The sequence below is a fragment of the Hyphobacterium sp. genome, assembly GCF_043584775.1.
Lineage (GTDB): Bacteria > Pseudomonadota > Alphaproteobacteria > Caulobacterales > Maricaulaceae > Hyphobacterium.
In genome coordinates, this window is record NZ_CP121327.1 from 781466 (window position 1) to 798185 (window position 16720).

Annotated in this window: 19 protein-coding genes; 6 read left to right on the top strand and 13 right to left on the bottom strand. The window is 61.0% G+C overall.

Annotated features, from left to right (window positions below):
- Nucleotides 1-94 precede the first annotated feature (94 nt).
- Complete coding sequence (locus P0D52_RS03735; RefSeq protein ID WP_394694100.1) at nucleotides 95-1048, bottom strand: NAD regulator; 954 nt, start codon at nucleotides 1046-1048, stop codon at nucleotides 95-97.
- On the bottom strand, nucleotides 1045-1680 hold the full coding sequence (locus tag P0D52_RS03740; protein WP_394694101.1) for a YfbR-like 5'-deoxynucleotidase: 636 nt from the start codon (nucleotides 1678-1680) through the stop codon (nucleotides 1045-1047). The genes P0D52_RS03735 and P0D52_RS03740 overlap by 4 nt, the downstream gene beginning before the upstream one ends.
- A 99-nt stretch (nucleotides 1681-1779) precedes the next feature.
- Here P0D52_RS03740 and P0D52_RS03745 point away from each other — a divergent pair, with 99 nt between their 5' ends.
- Nucleotides 1780-2622: a universal stress protein gene (locus P0D52_RS03745; protein ID WP_394694102.1), complete on the top strand. Its 843-nt coding sequence runs from the start codon at nucleotides 1780-1782 to the stop codon at nucleotides 2620-2622.
- 53 nt (nucleotides 2623-2675) lie between these two features.
- Nucleotides 2676-3050: a hypothetical protein gene (locus tag P0D52_RS03750; RefSeq protein WP_394694103.1), complete on the top strand. Its 375-nt coding sequence runs from the start codon at nucleotides 2676-2678 to the stop codon at nucleotides 3048-3050.
- Between the two features lie 5 nt (nucleotides 3051-3055).
- On the opposite strand, the gene P0D52_RS03755 is transcribed toward P0D52_RS03750, so the two are convergent.
- The 5 genes from P0D52_RS03755 to P0D52_RS03775 form a co-directional block, all read right to left on the bottom strand.
- Nucleotides 3056-4063 carry a TolB family protein gene (locus P0D52_RS03755; protein ID WP_394694104.1) on the bottom strand — a complete coding sequence of 336 codons (1008 nt, stop codon included), beginning with the start codon at nucleotides 4061-4063 and terminating at the stop codon, nucleotides 3056-3058.
- A gap of 9 nt (nucleotides 4064-4072) precedes the next feature.
- Nucleotides 4073-5191: a beta-ketoacyl-ACP synthase III gene (locus tag P0D52_RS03760; protein ID WP_394694105.1), complete on the bottom strand. Its 1119-nt coding sequence runs from the start codon at nucleotides 5189-5191 to the stop codon at nucleotides 4073-4075.
- Entirely contained in the window at nucleotides 5188-6309 is a 1122-nt protein-coding gene (locus P0D52_RS03765; protein ID WP_394694106.1) for a beta-ketoacyl-ACP synthase III, read from the bottom strand. Before P0D52_RS03765 ends, P0D52_RS03760 begins: the two co-directional genes overlap by 4 nt.
- A gap of 255 nt (nucleotides 6310-6564) precedes the next feature.
- Nucleotides 6565-7158, bottom strand: a complete 594-nt coding sequence (locus P0D52_RS03770) for a DNA-3-methyladenine glycosylase I (protein ID WP_394694107.1) — start codon at nucleotides 7156-7158, stop codon at nucleotides 6565-6567.
- A gap of 45 nt (nucleotides 7159-7203) precedes the next feature.
- Nucleotides 7204-7986, bottom strand: a complete 783-nt coding sequence (locus tag P0D52_RS03775) for a YgfZ/GcvT domain-containing protein (protein ID WP_394694108.1) — start codon at nucleotides 7984-7986, stop codon at nucleotides 7204-7206.
- A gap of 64 nt (nucleotides 7987-8050) precedes the next feature.
- Here P0D52_RS03775 and P0D52_RS03780 point away from each other — a divergent pair, with 64 nt between their 5' ends.
- The 3 genes from P0D52_RS03780 to P0D52_RS03790 are packed head-to-tail and all read left to right on the top strand — an operon-like array spanning nucleotide 8051 to nucleotide 11117.
- Entirely contained in the window at nucleotides 8051-9010 is a 960-nt protein-coding gene (locus tag P0D52_RS03780) for a glycosyltransferase family 9 protein (RefSeq protein ID WP_394694109.1), read from the top strand.
- Nucleotides 9007-10350: a dihydroorotase gene (locus tag P0D52_RS03785; protein WP_394694110.1), complete on the top strand. Its 1344-nt coding sequence runs from the start codon at nucleotides 9007-9009 to the stop codon at nucleotides 10348-10350. Before P0D52_RS03780 ends, P0D52_RS03785 begins: the two co-directional genes overlap by 4 nt.
- The gene (locus P0D52_RS03790) at nucleotides 10350-11117 is read left to right on the top strand and encodes a hypothetical protein (protein ID WP_394694111.1); all 768 of its coding nucleotides are present in this window, start codon (nucleotides 10350-10352) and stop codon (nucleotides 11115-11117) included. Before P0D52_RS03785 ends, P0D52_RS03790 begins: the two co-directional genes overlap by 1 nt.
- On the opposite strand, the gene P0D52_RS03795 is transcribed toward P0D52_RS03790, so the two are convergent.
- Together P0D52_RS03795 and P0D52_RS03800 are read right to left on the bottom strand one after the other, a co-directional pair.
- Nucleotides 11114-11536, bottom strand: a complete 423-nt coding sequence (locus P0D52_RS03795; protein ID WP_394694112.1) for a TIGR02301 family protein — start codon at nucleotides 11534-11536, stop codon at nucleotides 11114-11116. The genes P0D52_RS03790 and P0D52_RS03795 overlap by 4 nt on opposite strands.
- Nucleotides 11537-11568: 32 nt before the next feature.
- Nucleotides 11569-11958: an NUDIX hydrolase gene (locus tag P0D52_RS03800; RefSeq protein ID WP_394694113.1), complete on the bottom strand. Its 390-nt coding sequence runs from the start codon at nucleotides 11956-11958 to the stop codon at nucleotides 11569-11571.
- 64 nt (nucleotides 11959-12022) lie between these two features.
- Between P0D52_RS03800 and P0D52_RS03805 the strand changes: the two genes are divergently transcribed.
- Nucleotides 12023-12625: an SOS response-associated peptidase gene (locus P0D52_RS03805; RefSeq protein ID WP_394694114.1), complete on the top strand. Its 603-nt coding sequence runs from the start codon at nucleotides 12023-12025 to the stop codon at nucleotides 12623-12625.
- Here the strand turns inward: P0D52_RS03805 and P0D52_RS03810 are convergent.
- Genes P0D52_RS03810 through P0D52_RS03825 form a run of 4 tightly spaced genes read right to left on the bottom strand, consistent with a single transcriptional unit; the run spans nucleotide 12622 to nucleotide 16681 of the window.
- Entirely contained in the window at nucleotides 12622-13422 is an 801-nt protein-coding gene (locus P0D52_RS03810) for a 3-hydroxybutyrate dehydrogenase (protein WP_394694115.1), read from the bottom strand. The two genes, P0D52_RS03805 and P0D52_RS03810, sit on opposite strands and share 4 nt — an antisense overlap.
- A 52-nt stretch (nucleotides 13423-13474) precedes the next feature.
- Entirely contained in the window at nucleotides 13475-14266 is a 792-nt protein-coding gene (gene yaaA / locus P0D52_RS03815; RefSeq protein WP_394694116.1) for a peroxide stress protein YaaA, read from the bottom strand.
- 58 nt (nucleotides 14267-14324) lie between these two features.
- Nucleotides 14325-15731: an FAD-binding oxidoreductase gene (locus P0D52_RS03820; RefSeq protein ID WP_394694117.1), complete on the bottom strand. Its 1407-nt coding sequence runs from the start codon at nucleotides 15729-15731 to the stop codon at nucleotides 14325-14327.
- Complete coding sequence (locus P0D52_RS03825; RefSeq protein WP_394694118.1) at nucleotides 15728-16681, bottom strand: L-threonylcarbamoyladenylate synthase; 954 nt, start codon at nucleotides 16679-16681, stop codon at nucleotides 15728-15730. The genes P0D52_RS03820 and P0D52_RS03825 overlap by 4 nt, the downstream gene beginning before the upstream one ends.
- Between the last annotated feature and the right edge of the window lie 39 nt (nucleotides 16682-16720).

The following is a 16720-nucleotide window of genomic DNA, read 5'->3' on the forward strand; positions in this document are numbered from 1 at the left end:
CGGTCAAATGGGATAACCGCCTTTTGCTCTTATTGAGCCTAATTAGGCTTCTCCCTGTCCGGCGTCAAGCCCGGAACAAACGCTTGGCTGTAAACTATCGGGAACGCGGAATGGTGATGCCGGTGGCCTGTGTATCGCGCACAGCATCGCGGCGATAGCGAAAGAGCTCGGCGGGGCGGCCGCCGGTTCCGGCCAACATTTTGCCCGTGCCTTCGACAAATCCTGTCCGGTCCAGCGCGCGGCGGAAATTCTGCTTGTGCAGCGGAAAGCCGACAATGCCTTCGACGACCTGTTGCAGGCGCGACAGGGTGAAGAGATCCGGCATCAGTTCAAACACGATTGGCCGATATTTGATCTTGCCACGCAAGCGGCTGATGGCGGTGGCGACGATGCGGCGATGGTCGGAGGCCATGGAGCGGCTGACCGGTGTCATGCCTTGCACTTCCTTGCGGTCCCGCGCGGCTTCGGCGATCAGGCCGGCGCTGTAGAGAAGCTCATAACGATCAAGACAGCGTTCTTCATGCCATCCCCGGCCATCCAGCCCGAAGGTGATCCGGGCGCGATCGCGGCGCGCTTCGCGGCGGCCTTCGGTTTCTGCCTCATCGATCCAGCGGCGCAAGGCCGGTTCGATCTGATCGGCGAGTATGGCGGGCTTGCCCGTCCGCCAGTCTTCCCACGGGAAGAAGCGATACCAGCTTTGCCATTCGCCGCCGCCAGACGGCAGATCAGCGGCGTCCTGTGTCAGCGCCAGATAACCGATCGAGATAATCCGGGCCTCCTCGGACGACGGTAGATCGGCGAGCGGCGCTTCGCGGCCCCTGTCGCCGAATGTGTAGAGTTGCTCGACATAGCCCAGCTGGAAATGCGCCTGTTCGCTGACCCATTCGCGCAGGCCGATCTCGAAAGTGCGGTGCCGGGCCGGGTCAAACGGGCCGAAGGGCAGGGCAGGCTCCTCCTCGCCGCGCGGCACGACCAGCACTTGCGGTGCCGTCTCGCCCGCCGCCATGACGACGGCATTCAGGCCGACGGCGACAGGCGGGATACTCATGCGGAGCGCCGCTTTCCGGCCGGTTCCAGATCCGCCATCAATTCATGGAAACGCGCGAGGAAAAGGGCCTGGGCCTTGTTGGCGGGAACCGGGCGGATCTCGATATCGATATCTGCCGGAACCGGCCCGAAGAATTGCCGCGCCTCGTCCTCGCCAAAGCCGGCAATCTGAACGGCTTCCAGGTGCGCGCAGATCCGGTCAGCCCGCTTGATCTTGCGCTTGATGGCGATGGGCGCTTTTGGCGGCAGGCCAAATCGGATGTGAACGGCCGCCTCCAGCCGGTCCTCGAATTCCCGGTAATTCACGCCCAGAGCGGCCTTGAACGGGCTGATCATGTCGCCAATCACATATTCGGACGAATCGTGCAGCAGCGCGGCCAGATACCAGCGTGGTTCGAGCTTTGGATAGAGCGTCCGGACGATAGACTCGACGATGACGCTGTGCTCGGCGACGGAGAACGCATAGGCGCTGCGCGTCTGGCCATTCCAGCGGGCGACACGCGCCAGACCATGGGCAATGTCATCAATCTCGACGTCCAGCGGTGACGGGTCGAGCAAATCCAGCCGGCGACCGGAGAGCATGCGTTGCCACGCGCGCGGTGGAGCATCCTTTGCGTGTGAAGGCTTTCGCAATTCCCTTTATCCTTGGTTAGTCAGCCGTTACTATTTTCACCCGTTCCTAAACTTGATCCTTTCGAGATCAAGCCTGTCTGTTAGCTGCCGGAGAACATCATGGCCAAAGAGCGGATCATCGTCACCCTGCAGGGAGATGAGCACGACCTGATACCCGCGCGCGCAGCAGCGCGTCTGGCGGCCCGGTTTGATGCGACGCTTGATGCCGTTCTGCTGGAGCCGGACCCGAGTGATTTCATGATGTGGGCCGGGCCCAGCGGCGCCGCCGCCTCGGTCATGGCCGGGGCGTTGACTTCGATCCAGACGGAATCCGACAAGAGTGCCGAGAACGCCAAGAATACCTTTATTGATGCGCTGGAATATGCCGAGCTGACGGCGGTACGGGGCCGGTTCCTGAGGATTTCGGATCAACCGGCCGATGCGGCGGCGGAGACGCGTCTGTCGCGGCTCGTCGTGACATCACATCATGCGGCGTCGGGCAACGGACCTCTGGCGGAGCTGGTGACGGCGATCCTGATTGACGAGCAAACGCCGGTCTATATTTGCCGCGAGTCGGAGGAACCGCCGGAAAGCATTGCCATTGCCTGGGATGGCTCTCGGGAAGCCGCGCGCGCAATCTATGCCGGAGTTCCGCTGATCTCATCTGCCAAGACTGTCAAAGTACTGCAGTCGGATCGCGGGCTGGAATATCGCGATCGGCGTGCGGCCTCTATCGATCGGCTCTTCGACTGGCTTTCGGTTCGCGGCAAGCGGGCGGAGATGGTCAGCATTGATGACTATGAAGGCAATGTCGGTGAGCGTCTGTTACAGGGCGCTGAAGGGGCGGACCTGCTGGTCGCCGGTGCCTATGGTCATTCCCGTCTGCGCGAATTTGTGTTCGGCGGTGTGACCCGGACTTTATTGGCTGCGTCAGATGGTCCGGCGATGTTGCTTGCCCATTGACGGTGCCGATGTTTAATTCCCTCTTGTGAGTATGGATATTCATGGAGGCTTGAATGGCGTTATCGCGCGTTGTGATGAGATTGACCCGGAATCCGGGAACCAGCCATCCTGATGGCGACGACCACCGGGGTTATACGGTCGTTGCGCCGCTGGATGCGTCGGGACATCTCGATCTGGAACTCTGGCGCGCCAACAAGCAGGACTGCACGGTCTTGCGGTTTTCTCCTGACGAGGACGAAAAGGCCGATGGCTGGCTGACGCATCGTGGCAGCCACTGGTATTTCCGCTATGACGAAGAAGATGAGGGGCCGGATGAGCCGGTCTATCGTCTCGGCGATCACGCCTTGCGGCTGGGCGAATACCTCACCATCCACGAAGCGGATGGCGAGGATCTCACCTACAAGATCACGGATGTCGTGAAAGTCTGACCCGTTTATTCGTTTGCGACGATGGCGAGCTGATCCGCGTCCGGTGAAACGGCCAGACGGGAAATTCCGGTCAGCCCCATCGCCGCCAGATCATCAACCGGCTGCCAGCTGGCATGCGTGTCGCGATAATAGAGCGTGCCGTCAGACGCCGCCAGCCAGGCCAGTTCGCCTTCCGGGTTTGTGAAGACGGCATAGTCTTCGGTCTCGCCGGGCAGGCGGAAGACCGGCGTCACCGAGGAATCATCAAAGCTGAACTGGTTGATGATGTATCCGCCTTCCGGGTGTTCCAGCGTGAAATAGGCGGATTGTCCGTCCGGCGCCGAATAAAGCGCGCGGCCCAGACCGGTGGTGACTTCGCTCTCTATGCCGAGTGCCAGATTCACCCAGCGCAGGCTGAAGGGATTCGTCAGCGCGAATAACAACATCTGCGATTGATCCGCCGACAGGGCATAATATCCCGCCGGGCCATACTCATGGACGGGGCCGGTCGACGAACCATCCAGCATGTGGCGATAGACCTGACCGCCATAACCACCGGGGGCCTGGTGAATATATGTGACGGACAAGCCATCGGGTGACGGGCGCGGCGAATATTCGCTTTCTTCCGGCGTCCGTGTGACCGGGCTGACTTCGCCGGACGCGGTATCCACATGGAAGATATCGGTCTGGTTATTCTCGGTTTCGCTGGTGAAATAGAAGCCGCCCGCACCATCGAAAGCAGGCTGGTTGTCGTAAAGCCCGCGCTGCGTCACGACGCGTCGATCGGCAATTCGGGGCAGGCCGTCAATCCAGACCAGTGTGGACAGCGAAATATCGGTGCCCGGCAGGGCTTCTGCGTCGGCGGTGTCGTTGTCGGTCTCGGTTGCAGCAATATCTGTCTCGGCCGGGGCCGGGTCAGACGTGGCCGCTGCGTCCGAAATATCGTCAGTTTCGGCCGGCGTATCTGCGGGACCGCTGCACGAGGCCAGCAGCAGTGCTGCAAATCCGGCGGTCCATTTGAATTCCTGCCTCATGACTTGTCCCTATCTCTTCTGGATGATTGCGGCGCCACAGCCATAGCCCGCCCCGAACGCACACATCAGGCCCCGTTCGCCAGGCTTCATATCGCGGGAGTGCATATCGAACGTCATCAGGACGCTGGATGACGAGGTATTGCCGAATTCGTTGAGGATGATCGGTGCGACATCGGCGGTGGGTTCGCGGTCCAGCGCTTTCTTGGCGACCGCCTGAACGATCCGGATATTGGCCTGATGCAACCAGGCGCGGCGGATGTCGTGCGGTTGATAACCCAGATCGGCGATCAGCTTCGACGACACGCCAGATGCCATGGGAATAACATCGCGGAAGACGCGGTGACCGTCCTGATCGACGAAGGCTTCAAACGGTTCGTCTTCCTCGAATTCGGTGTGGTTCATGAAGCCGAAATCCGAGCGCAATGCATTCGACCATTTCGTCTCCAGACGCACGCCCTGCAGCTCCCAACCGCCGGGCTCGCGATCGCCCGCTTCCAGAAGGATGGCTGCGGCCGCATCACCGAAGATGAAGTGAACTTCACGGCGGCGATAATGATTGATCGCGCTCATGATTTCCGGGCAGACGATCAGGATGGCATCGGCCTGTCCGGTGCGGATCAGCTCACGCGCCTGCTGCATGGCGAAAATCGCCGAGGCGCAGGCCATGGTCATGTCAAAGGCCCAGCCGCGCGTCATGCCGAGCGCATTCTGGATTTCAACGGAGACGCCCGGGAAATTCCGCTGTTGGGCAGAAGAGGCCACGATAACCCCATCCACATCCTCGGCCGTGCGGCCAGCCTTCTCCAAGGCCTTTTTCGCGGCCGACAGCCCGAATTCGGCCTGAAAGGCGAGGGCTTCCTTCTCGCGATGGGGAATACGCGGACGCATTCGGTCGAGATCCATCAGGCCAGCCTTGTCGACAACATGGCGGTTCAGAATGCCCGACGCCTGCTCGATGAATTTTTCGCTGGAATGGGGGATTTCGGCCAGCGAGCCGGCCGCAATAGCCTCGGCGTTCTCGGTATTGAACCGATCCGCATAGGTATTGAAAACCTCGACCAGTTCCTCATTGGAAATACTGGCTTCCGGGGCGGTCCAGCCGACCGATCGAATGACGCAATCTCTCATGCCGCTCGCTTCTCCAAGATCACTGAGCCTATCGAATAACCTGCGCCAAAGGAACACAGGAGCCCTTTTTCGCCTGCCGCAAACCCGTCCGCGTGCCTATGGAAGGCCACCAGCGAGCCCGCACCGGCGGTGTTGGCGAACTCGTCCAGGATGACGGGCGCTTCGTCGACCGTAAATTCGCGATCGAAGACTTTCCGCGCAATCATCATGTTCATGTTGATATTGGCCTGATGCAGCCACAAGCGCTTCATGTCCTTCGCTGACAGGTCATTTGCGGCCAGCTGATCATTGATCAGTTCGGCGACCATCGGGCAGACTTCCTTGAAGACCCGCCGGCCTTCCTGGGTGAAATAGCGATCTTCAAAGGCCGGCTCCGGGCTTTCACAGGCATTCAGAAAGCCGAAATTCGAGCGGATATTGTTCGAATACGACGTCTTCATGCGCGTATTGAGAATACTCCAGCCATCCTCTGACATGTCATCGCGTTCAATGAGGAGGGCGACGGCCACGTCGCCGAAGATGAAATGGCTGTCGCGGTCGCGGAAATTCAGCTGCGGCGTGGTAATTTCAGGGGTCACCAGCAGGACGGATTTCGCCTGTCCGGTCTGGATTGCGTTGACCGCATTGATGAGGCCGAAAGTTCCCGACGAACAGGCGACGCTCATGTCATAGCCAAATCCGTCAATGCCCAGCGCATGCTGGATCTCGATGGCAATGCAGGGATAGGTGCGCTGCATGGTCGTGGCCGAACAGATGACGCCGTCCACGTCTTTCGGATCACGCCCGGCACGCTCCAGCGCTTCCCGCGCCGCGGCCAGACCGGCTTCGGCCATCATGGAAATCTCGCTATCCTCGCGGCGCCGGACTTGCGGGCGCATGCGGTTGATATCGAGCACGCCCGCCTTGTCGACCGAATAGCGGGACTTGATGCCGGAGGCCTTCTCGATGAAGCCGGAGGAGGAGGGGGATTTTGCCTCGACCTGTCCGGCGGCTATCGCATCGGCGTTCTCGCCATTCCACTGCTCGACCCACGCATTATAGCACGCCACCAATTCGTCATTGCTGACACTGTCTGGCGGGGTCCAGAGACCCGAGGACCGGATAACCGCATTTGTCATGAATTCTGTCCGTTCAGTTTCAACGCTGTTCGTTTCCGAAAACCGGATTTTCCGATTGTCGTTCTATTTCGCCGGTTCGCGGGTTCTCACAAACCCATTCGCCTCGCCCTGCCGGATCGGAGGGTCGCGCCAGGCGGCAATCGGCATCGCCCAATTCCTGCGCGGTCAAGTCGTCGTCATCGCGCTCTGGCCATTCAAGCGTCGAGCAACCGGCCAAAGTCAAAAGAGAAAGGGTGAGAATCATTCCGCGAAGCATCAGCGAACTCCCATTTTCTGAACAACTGAATGGCGCGGGCAGGCAACCAGGTGATCGTTGACCATGCCTACGGCTTGCATAAAGGCGTAAACGATAACAGGTCCGCAGAATTTGAAACCCCGCTTCTTCAGGTCTTTTGCGATGGTTTCGCTCAGGGGCGTTTTGGCCGGAACGTCGGCCATGCTTTCCCATTCATTCTGGAGCGGCTTGCCGCCCGTATAGGCCCAGAGATAATCCGAGAAATTCTCGCCGTTTTCCTGCATGTCGAGGAAGAGGCGGGCACCGCCAATGGCGGCCTTTATCTTCGCTCCGGAGCGGATAATGCCGGGATTGGCCAGCAGTCGGTCCATATCGCGGTCATCATAAGCAGCGACTTTTACCGGATCAAAGCCGTCAAAGGCTTCGCGAATGCTTTCCCGCTTTCGCAGAATGGTGATCCAGGCCAGCCCGGCCTGCATGCCGTCGAGAACGAGCTTTTCCCACAGCGCGCGCGAATCATACTCGGGCACGCCCCATTCCGTATCATGATAGGCGGAATAGAGCGGATCATGGTCCGGCGCCCAGGGACAGCGCGAAATCGGTGTAACCGTCATGACTCCGCTTTAGACCCCGCTTGTCCCGTTGGCGAGTGGGGGAATTCAGTCAGACGGAATCGGGGGCTGTGTAATTGTCACGGCTTCGCCTTTGACGGCCGGCGCTTCACTGGCCGCTTCCAGCCGGTCGAGCCGGAGAATCGCCACTGCAGATTTGCCCGCCGACGAGGTGATGTTTCCGAGCGGGACATCGCCTGCCGTGATGGCATCGCCTTTTTCCAGTTCGATGGAAGGTGAGACCACTGCCACGGTGCGCTTGCGGATATTTCCCCGTCTTTTCATGCGCGAGAGTACTTCCTGTCCGATGAAGCATCCCTTTCGCCAGCCAATCCCGCCATAGAGGTCGAGATTGACGTCGGTGGGAAAGACGTCCGCTTCTCCATAATCGCGCCCGAAGGCGGGGACGCCCGATGCGATCTCCAGATCGGCCTGTCTGGTTGTGCCATCCGCTGCCGGTTTGTCGGTCCCGATCGCGCGCAAGGGCAGTTCGGGAGAGCGGGGGTCGGGCAGACCTTCTCCGGAAACAACAAACGCATTGGTATCCACCGCAATGTCCGCTTTGGCGCGAAGCCGGTAGAGCGTCATACGTCTGACAAGCGCGTCCGCTGCCTCCGCCTGGACATCGAGCGCCACGCCGGCCTCTTCGCCATGGATCAGGAAATCGCAGATGATTTTCCCTTGCGGGGTGAGCAAGGCGCCGACCTGCAGCGTGCCCGGCGCGCACCGCTTCAGGTCATTGGTGATGACCCGCTGAAGGAATTCGCGTGTATCCGGTCCGCTTATCCGGATAACGGCGCGGTCGGAGAGGTGGGAAATCGGTTCACTCATGGCAGCCATATGGCATTGAGCCTTCTGCTGGCCAAGGGGCAAGCCATGGTTTAAGCCGCAGGTGATGAAGCGGATACTTTTCATCACCTCTACGCGCATCGGCGACGCCGTGATCAATTCCGGCGTGCTCGACTATCTCGTCCGGCAATGGCCAGACGCGAAATTCACCATTGCCTGCGGGCCTCTGGCCCAACCGGTGCTGGAAAACACACCCGGTCTGGAGCGGTTGATTATCGTTCGAAAGAAGCCCCTTGGCCTTCACTGGTTCGGGCTCTGGCGGCGCTTGGTAATGCGCCATTGGGATCTGGTCGTGGACCTTCGCGGATCTGCCATTTCCTACCTGCTGATCGCGGATCAGCGCAAACCGCTGAAAAGTACCAAGGTCAAAATGCACAAGGTGCGCGAGGCCGCCGGTGTTTTGAGGCTCGATCCGCCGCCTTCGCCGAAAATCTATCTTGCTGACGAAGCCCGCGAACGGGCGCTGGCCTGGATGCCGCCGGGGCGCGACTGGCTGGCGGTGTGTCCTTCGGCCAGCCTGCCGTTCAAGATGTGGCCCGCCACGAGTTTCGCGGAGGTGGTGAAAGCGCTGGTTTCGCCAGGAGGGGCCATGGCGGGGGCGGGTGTCGTCATCGTCGGCGGCCCCGGGGACGAAGACCATGCCATCCCGATCATCAATGCCCTGCCGGACAATGGCGTGCTGGATCTGACCGGAAAACTTTACCTGTCTGATGTGGCGGCTGTTGTTGAGCGGGCTCGGTTGTTCATCGGCAATGATTCCGGGCTGATGCATATGTCGGCGGCCATGGGGACTCCGACGCTGGGCCTGTTCGGCCCATCGGACGAAATGTTGTATGGTCCCTATGGCGATCAATGTGCGACCGTGCGCGGGCCGCGCGGGCTCGAAGAAACAAAGAAGCAATTCCCGAACTGGCGCCATCACCCGTCCAGCCTGCTGGATGATCTGAGTGTCGGCGCAGTGCTGGAAGCGGCAAACCGGCTGCTGGAACGGACGGAAGAAAAATGACCCAGACCTACGACCTGATTATTCGAAACGGCGATGTCGCCAATCATGCCGGTCGCGGCAAGGCTGATATCGGCGTCATCAACGGCAAAATCGCCAAGATGGGCGATCTGTCACAAGCCGATGCCGGTGACGTTTTCGACGCTTCCGGTCTGACGGTGCTGCCGGGGGTGATCGACAGTCAGGTGCATTTCCGTGAGCCCGGGCTGGAATGGAAAGAAGACCTCCAGTCTGGCTCGCTTGCGGCGGTCATGGGCGGCGTGACGACAGTCTTCGAGATGCCGAATACCGAACCGACCACGACGGACCCGGACGCGCTCAATGACAAGCTGGCGCGGGCCAGGGATCGCATGCATTGCGATCATGCCTTTTATGCCGGCGCCACGAATGACAATGCGTCTGATCTGACGATCATGGAACAGATGCCGGGCTGCTGCGGCGTGAAAGTCTTCATGGGCGCATCCACCGGCTCCCTGCTGGTGCAGGATGATGCCGGCGTGGAGCGCGTCTTGCGCGCGATCAAACGCCGCGCGGCTTTCCATTCCGAGGATGAATACCGTCTGGCTGACCGGCGGGGTCTCGCCCGTGATGGCGACTGGACCAGCCACCCCGAGGTTCGCGATGCCGAAGCGGCGATGATGTCGACCAAGCGTCTAGTGCGGATTGCCCGCGCGACCGGCAAGCGCATCCATGTGCTGCATATCTCGACCGCCGAGGAAGTCGAATTCCTGCAGCACAATCGCGATATCGCCAGTTGTGAAGTGACGCCTCAGCATCTGACGCTGGTGGCTCCGGAAGCGTATGAGCGCCTGAAGGGTTTTGCCCAGATGAATCCACCCATCCGGAGTGCCGAACATGTGGCGGGTCTCTGGAAAGGCGTGGATCAGGGATTGTTTGACGTCCTCGGGTCTGACCATGCGCCGCATACGCGCGAAGAAAAGGAACGGCCCTATCCGCAAAGCCCGTCCGGCATGCCCGGTGTGCAGACACTGGTGCCGGTGATGCTGACCCATGTGGCCGAAGGCCGCCTGAGCCTTGAGCGCTTTATCGACCTGACCAGTCATGGCGCGCAACGCATTTTCGCGATTGCCAACAAGGGCCGGATGGCGGTCGGCTGGGATGCCGATTTCACCATTGTCGACCTGAAGGCGGAGCGCGAAATCACCGAAGACTGGGTGGCATCCAAATGCGGCTGGTCGCCCTTTACCGGCATGACCGCCAAGGGGTGGCCGATGGCGACCATCGTGCGCGGCACAACCGTGATGCGCGACAATGAACTGCTGGCACACGGACAGGGCGCGCCGGTCCGCTTCATGGAAACGCTGCCCGAGGAGACAGCGTAATGGGAGAACGTACGAGCTTCTATTTCTTCGATATCGACGAGAATATCCTGCATCTGCCGACCAAGGTGCATCTGCTGAATACCGTCACCGGCGAAGAAAAAACGATGTCGCAGCGAGAGTTTGAAGGCATCCGGGCCTATCTGGGTGTGGCTGGCGACTGGGAAGACTGGGCGGCGCCGCCCGAGCGGGCCTTTCGCGAATTTGCCGATGGCAAGGACCGCAATGGCGAGGAGTATCTGCATCGGGATATCCGCCGGGCACTGAAAGCGGGCGATGGCTGGAAAGGCCCGTCCTGGGACATTTTCCGTTATGCCGTTCTGAAAAAGCGGCCGGTCGCCTTTGTAACGGCCCGCCAACATTCCAGCGAAACGATCAAGGCCGGGATTGCCATTCTGAAAGAGGCCGGCGAATTGCCGGAGGATCCGCTCTACATTGCCGTGTTCGGCGTATCCAACACAGAGGTTCGAAACGAGCTCGGGCCGCACCTGACGACGGCGGGGCTGAAACGCAAGGCCATCCGCATGTGCGTCGAGCGCGGACTGGATGCCTATGGACGGGATTTGCCGCACAGTTTCGGCATGTCCGATGATGACACGAAGAATGTCGACCTCATCACTTCGGCCATGCTGGAGTGCAAGATGGATTATCCGGACAAGCGGTTTTTCGTGATCTCCACCAATCGCCGCCAGCATGTGAAGCTGGAAGTCTTCCCGCCGCACAAGGAAGAATCCAAGCTGCGGGCGGCCGAAGGAGATTATTACGGCTAGTCCAGAACTTCGTTGAGCAGGGCCTGGCTCATTTGCGCGCCGCGCCGGGCCAGATCGCGCCGCTCGGCTTCGGCATCCGCACCGCAGCGAATGCGGGCGCGCTGCTCGACCTGATAGCCATCATTGAAGGCATCGATCAGGCGTTCGCGGCGATTACCGCTCAATGGCGCTTCTAGCTCGAGCAGCTCGATCATGCGATTGCGCCATTCCTGCGTTTCATCGCCTTCACAGGCATAGGCCAGATAGTGCAATTGCCCCAGCGTATAGGCGAGATAGGGCAGGGTGCGGCCCGGATCGCGAAACGGATCGGTCTCGTCCTGGGTGACCCTCTGGGTCGTGTTAGAGACGCGCGTGCCCGGCTTGTCCTGGGCAAGGGCCGGGGCGGAGATGATCAGAAAAAGGATGACAATCCAGCGCATGGATACTCACTGGCAAAGGAATGCGGCAAGGTCTAGGCGGGCGTGATGACGCGGCGGGTTTCATCCCAGCTGACACGTTGCATCGCTTCTTCGGCGGGCACGAATTCCGCGGCGTCGGCATCGTCATCGGCCACCGGCTCGCCGCTGACCCATTCCGCCTCGAAATCGATCAGCACATAGTGTTGGCCGTCGATGATGGAATCGACCACATCAATCAGCCGTGTGATCCGTCCTTCGACGCCGGTTTCCTCCTTTAGTTCGCGCAAGGCCGCATCACGAACGCTTTCGCCGAAATCGATCTTGCCGCCGGGGATGGACCATTTGCCCTTCAAAGGCTCCCGGCCACGCTTGATCAGCAGGACATCTTCGCCGCGCCGGCAGACAACGCCGACACAGGCCAATGGTCGTTTTTGCTCGGTCATATTCCATCCTTGACGATCCGGTACTGCGCGCCAAGCTAGACCGGAATCGCGGCAGGAACACCCCATGTGTGGACGCTATGACATAGAGGTCGACCCCAAGACGCTCGCCGAGATGCTGGGGCTGGATGTGCCGGATTTTGTGCGCGATGCGGACTTTTCGCCGGGCGATACGGGCCCGGTCATTGCCGTTGGTCAGGACGGGCAGACCAAGGTCGTATTGATGCGCTGGGGGCTGGAGCCAGCCTGGCTCAGGGAAAAGCCCAAACGGCCCATGTTCAATGCGCGCGCGGAAACTGTCGCGGAAAAGCCCATGTTCCGGGCCGCATTCAAGCGCAAACGGGCGCTGGTGCCGGCGGTGGCCTTCTATGAATGGACAGGAAAGCCGGGCGCCAAGACGAAGTGGCGGTTTTCCAAGGCTGACGGTTCGCTTCTGATCTTTGCCGGCCTGTGGGAGGCGCGCGATCGCGGCGATGGCCAGAAACAGCTGACCTTCACCGTGCTGACCACAACGCCGAATGCCGATGCCGCAGATTATCACGACCGCATGCCGGTGATTCTGGATGCTCAGGCGCAGAAAATCTGGCTCGATCCCGAGGCGGATCCGCAATTCCTGCTGGAAATGGCTGCGCCCGCGCCGGATGGAACGCTGACGGTCACTGCGGCCTAGGCGGCGGTCCAGCCGCCTTCGACCGGGAAAGCGGCCCCGTTGCAGGATGCGCCCGCATCAGACGCGAGATAGAGAATCAGGCCGACCAGTTCGTCGTATTCCACGAATTTCTTTGTCGGCTGTGCTTTCAGCATGACATCGCGCACCACGGCCTCTTCGCTGATGCCGCGCGCCTTCGCCGTGTCGGCAATCTGGCCGTCCACGAGCGGAGTGCGAACATAGCCGGGGCAAATCGCGTTCACCGTGATGCCGTGTTCGGCCACTTCCAGGGCCACGGTCTTGGTCAGGCCCATTATGCCATGCTTGGCCGCGACATAGGCCGACTTGAAGGGTGAAGCGACGAGCGCGTGAGCCGACGCGATATTGACGATGCGGCCGCGGCCTTGTGCCTTCATCATCGGCACGGCGGCCTTGATCGAATGGAAGGCGGAGGCGAGATTGATGGCGATAATCGCATCCCACTTCTCGTCCGGGAAATCCTCGATCTTCTCGACATGCTGGATACCGGCATTGTTGACGAGAATATCCATGCGGCCGAATTCCGCGTGTCCGAACCGGACGAGGTCGGCGATGTCTTCCGGCTTGAGCATGTTGGCGGAATGATACCGCACGTCGACGCCATGACGCCCGGCCATGTCGGCGCGCAAGGCTTCGATGGTATCTGCGTCACCCAGACCGTTGAGCACGATATTCGCGCCATTGGCCGCGAGGCCCTCGGCGAGGGCGGCGCCAATCCCGCTGGTGGAGCCGGTGATGATGGCCGTCTGGCCGGAGAGGTCTGTCTGAATCGTGCTCATGGCAAAGCCCATAGCAGGACTTGCTGCAATGCACCATTTGAAGATTCAGGCGTCAGGCGGCCTTTTGCGCGGCTTTTGGCGCGGGCTGAGGCCGGGAGAATTCCAGTCGCGTCTCGCTGGAAGCTGATTTTACGAACCGGTATCCATCGACGTTGAACTCACTGAGCTTCGCCGGATCATCAATCCGGTTCTCGATGATCCAGCGGGCCATCTTGCCGCGGGCCTGCTTGGTGAACATGAAGAGCGGACGGGATTTGCCGTCCTTTTCCTCCTTGAAGGCCACATCAATGATGTCAGCCTTCAGCGTCTTCTTGTCGACGGCCTTGAAGTATTCGTTCGAGGCGAGATTGACGATGGTGCGCGTGGGTGACGTCTCCAGAGCGGCATTCAGCGCCCTGGCAATATCGCTGCCCCAATAATCGTAAAGTGTTTCGCCGCGCCGGGTCTTGATCTTCGTGCCCATCTCCAGACGGTAGGGCTGAATCTGATCGAGCGGACGCAAGAGCCCGTAAAGGCCTGACAGGATGCGCACATGGTCCTGTGACCAGTTCAGACTGTCCTCATCGAGGCTTGTGGCGTCGAGACCGCGATAGACATCCCCGGCAAATGTCAGCACGGCGGGTTTGCCATGCGTGTTTTCGGGATCGAAGGCCCTGAAGCGCTCATAGTTCAGCTGGGCGAGGTCATCCGACAATCCCATCATTTGCTGGATCTTGGTTTTGGTCAGATTGCGCGTGGTTTTCGACAGCGTCGCCGCCCGGTCCAGCAATTCCGGCTGAGTCGGCGTTGGCGTCGCGACATCATCGAAATTCATGAGCTTGGCGGGCGATAAAAGAACAAGCATGGCAATCTCCTTATCTGAAGATTTAGGCTGATGCGGCGCGCGTTTAAAGGGTGGGAGTTCAGCGCACCGGGATCAGGACGCGCGGGTTCATGATCGCCTGCGGATCCAGCGCCGATTTTATGGCCCGCATAAGCTCGACGTCGAGCGGACGGCGCGCTGCCAGATCAGCCGCTTTCAGCGTGCCGACGCCATGCTCGGCGGCAATGGAGCCACCATAAGTCTGGACCAGATCATAGATGGCTTCCGTGGCGGGAAGGCAGGCGGCCACGAAGTCCTCACCGGCCCCGGCGGTCTTGTGTGCGACGTTGAAATGGACATTTCCGTCGCCGACATGACCGAAGGCAATGACGTTGGCGCCATCGACCATTTTCTCGGCCAGTGCGGTGCCTTCTTCGATGAAGGCGGCAATTTTCGAGACCGGAATCGAGACGTCGTGTTTGGCCGCCTTGCCATGGGCTTTCTCGGCTTCGGCGATGGGTTCGCGCAATTGCCAGAGCGCCAGCGCCTGAGCCTCGCTTTCCGCGATGACGGCATCCTCGACGAGACCGCGCTCGAATCCGGCTTCCAGAGCCGCTTCCATGGCCGCGCGGCCTTCGCCCGGACGTCCCGCGCCGATCTCCAGGAGCGCATACCAGGGGTGAGAGGCTGACAGGGGATCGCGGCTGCCGGGGATATGCTCAATCACCATGTCCAGCGCATTGCGCGGAATGAGTTCCAGTGCCGACAATGCGCCGCCCGAAGCCGCCTTGGCGATGCCGAGCAATTCAACCGCCGCCGCGGGAGAGGGGATGCCGGCGAAGGCGACTGTCGTTTCCGCAGGACGCGGGAAGAGTTTGAGCGTGGCAGCCGTGATAATGCCCAGCGTACCTTCGGCCCCGATCAGCATTTGCTTCAGGTCATAGCCGGAATTGTCTTTTCGCAGGCCGCGCAAGCCATTCCATACCCTGCCATCGGGCAAGACGGCCTCAAGGCCCAGCACCAGATCGCGCATCATGCCATAGCGCAGGACATGTACGCCGCCGGCATTGGTCGAGATCAAGCCGCCGATGGTGGCCGAGCCCTGGGATCCGAGGCTGAGCGGGAAAAGGCGGTTGTGTTCGGCGGCGAGGTTTTGAATGGCCTCAAGGATACAGCCGGCCTCCACGGTGAGGGAATCATTGGCCGTGTCGACCTCACGCACGGCTTTCATGCGGGCGAGAGACAAAAGCACCTCACCTTGCGGAATGGAGCCGCCGACAAGACCGGTATTGCCGCCCTGCGGGGTGATGGCGATAGCAGCATCGGCGCAAATTTTCACGATGGCGGCGACCTCATCCGTCGAGGCCGGCTTCAGGAGGATGGGGGTTTCACCTTGCCAGCGCCCCCGCCAATCGCGCGTGTGGGGCGCCACTTCGTGCGGGTCCATGCTCCAGCCTTTGGGACCGAGTGCGGTTTTGAGGGCGTCCAGAGTTTCGGCGGAAATCATTCGGCATCCCTAGGCACGGCGGCGCGTTGCAGGCGGTCATTAATGGCTTCGCCCAGACCTTCATCGGGAATCGGCGAAACCGCAATGCCTTGTACGCCGCGGGCATCGAGTTCCCGGAGACAGGCAAAGAGATTGGCCGCCGCTTCCTGAAGGTCGCCGGTCGGCGAAAGGTTCAATTCGGCATCGCTGACGGCACCAAAGCCCAGCAGAACCTCGCCCTCGCGGATATCTGTGGCGTTCAGGCGCAGGGCGGCTCGTGGCGCGTAATGGCTCTTCAACATGCCGGGCGAGGCTTTGGGCGAATCCGCATCCGGGCGGCCTAGCGGTCCGGTGATGGCCTCGATCTCCGCGCGGGCCAATCCGCCCTTGCGAAGAAGGAGCGCCTTATCCCCGTCGAATCCGATAACGGTCGATTCAACGCCCACATCGCAGGGGCCGCCATCCAGAATCAGGCCGATCCTCGATCCCAGCCCTTCGGCAACATGCGCGGCGCGTGTGGGGCTGACACCGCCGGAGGGATTGGCGCTGGGGGCAACGAGCGGCCCGCCGAAGGCCGCGATCAGATTCTGCGCGGCCGGATGAGCGGGCGCGCGCACGGCAAGAGTGTCCAGACCGGCGCAGGCCAGTTCGCTGACGGGGCAATCGGTCAGTCGTGGCACCACCAGGGTCAACGGTCCGGGCCAGAAGGCATGGGCGAGTTCGCGCGCGACAGGATTGAAGCGGCCCAGCGTCTCGGCCATGTCCAGCCCGGTAACATGCGAGATCAGTGGGTTGAATTTCGGACGGCCCTTGGCGGCATACAGCGCCGCGACGGCATTGCCATTGGCGGCGTCTGCCGCCAGTCCGTAAACCGTCTCGGTCGGCATGCCGACGAGCCCGCCCTCACGCAAAACGCGGCAGGCAGCCGCGATGGAGGCCGGGTCGTGGCCGGGAAGAATGGATGCCGTCATATGCGCACCTAGCGCCGGGCGGGCGGCATGATCAAGACC

Excerpts from the sequence above, each read along its gene's own strand:
- P0D52_RS03735 (WP_394694100.1), bottom strand. The coding sequence starts at position 1,048 with ATGAGTATCCCGCCTGTCGCCGTCGGCCTGAATGCCGTCGTCATGGCG.
- P0D52_RS03745 (WP_394694102.1), top strand. The coding sequence starts at position 1,780 with ATGGCCAAAGAGCGGATCATCGTCACCCTGCAGGGAGATGAGCACGAC.
- P0D52_RS03750 (WP_394694103.1), top strand. The coding sequence starts at position 2,676 with ATGGCGTTATCGCGCGTTGTGATGAGATTGACCCGGAATCCGGGAACC.
- P0D52_RS03755 (WP_394694104.1), bottom strand. The coding sequence starts at position 4,063 with ATGAGGCAGGAATTCAAATGGACCGCCGGATTTGCAGCACTGCTGCTG.
- P0D52_RS03760 (WP_394694105.1), bottom strand. The coding sequence starts at position 5,191 with ATGAGAGATTGCGTCATTCGATCGGTCGGCTGGACCGCCCCGGAAGCC.
- P0D52_RS03765 (WP_394694106.1), bottom strand. The coding sequence starts at position 6,309 with ATGACAAATGCGGTTATCCGGTCCTCGGGTCTCTGGACCCCGCCAGAC.
- P0D52_RS03770 (WP_394694107.1), bottom strand. The coding sequence starts at position 7,158 with ATGACGGTTACACCGATTTCGCGCTGTCCCTGGGCGCCGGACCATGAT.
- P0D52_RS03775 (WP_394694108.1), bottom strand. The coding sequence starts at position 7,986 with ATGAGTGAACCGATTTCCCACCTCTCCGACCGCGCCGTTATCCGGATA.
- P0D52_RS03780 (WP_394694109.1), top strand. The coding sequence starts at position 8,051 with ATGAAGCGGATACTTTTCATCACCTCTACGCGCATCGGCGACGCCGTG.
- P0D52_RS03785 (WP_394694110.1), top strand. The coding sequence starts at position 9,007 with ATGACCCAGACCTACGACCTGATTATTCGAAACGGCGATGTCGCCAAT.
- P0D52_RS03790 (WP_394694111.1), top strand. The coding sequence starts at position 10,350 with ATGGGAGAACGTACGAGCTTCTATTTCTTCGATATCGACGAGAATATC.
- P0D52_RS03795 (WP_394694112.1), bottom strand. The coding sequence starts at position 11,536 with ATGCGCTGGATTGTCATCCTTTTTCTGATCATCTCCGCCCCGGCCCTT.
- P0D52_RS03800 (WP_394694113.1), bottom strand. The coding sequence starts at position 11,958 with ATGACCGAGCAAAAACGACCATTGGCCTGTGTCGGCGTTGTCTGCCGG.
- P0D52_RS03805 (WP_394694114.1), top strand. The coding sequence starts at position 12,023 with ATGTGTGGACGCTATGACATAGAGGTCGACCCCAAGACGCTCGCCGAG.
- P0D52_RS03810 (WP_394694115.1), bottom strand. The coding sequence starts at position 13,422 with ATGAGCACGATTCAGACAGACCTCTCCGGCCAGACGGCCATCATCACC.
- yaaA (WP_394694116.1), bottom strand. The coding sequence starts at position 14,266 with ATGCTTGTTCTTTTATCGCCCGCCAAGCTCATGAATTTCGATGATGTC.
- P0D52_RS03820 (WP_394694117.1), bottom strand. The coding sequence starts at position 15,731 with ATGATTTCCGCCGAAACTCTGGACGCCCTCAAAACCGCACTCGGTCCC.
- P0D52_RS03825 (WP_394694118.1), bottom strand. The coding sequence starts at position 16,681 with ATGACGGCATCCATTCTTCCCGGCCACGACCCGGCCTCCATCGCGGCT.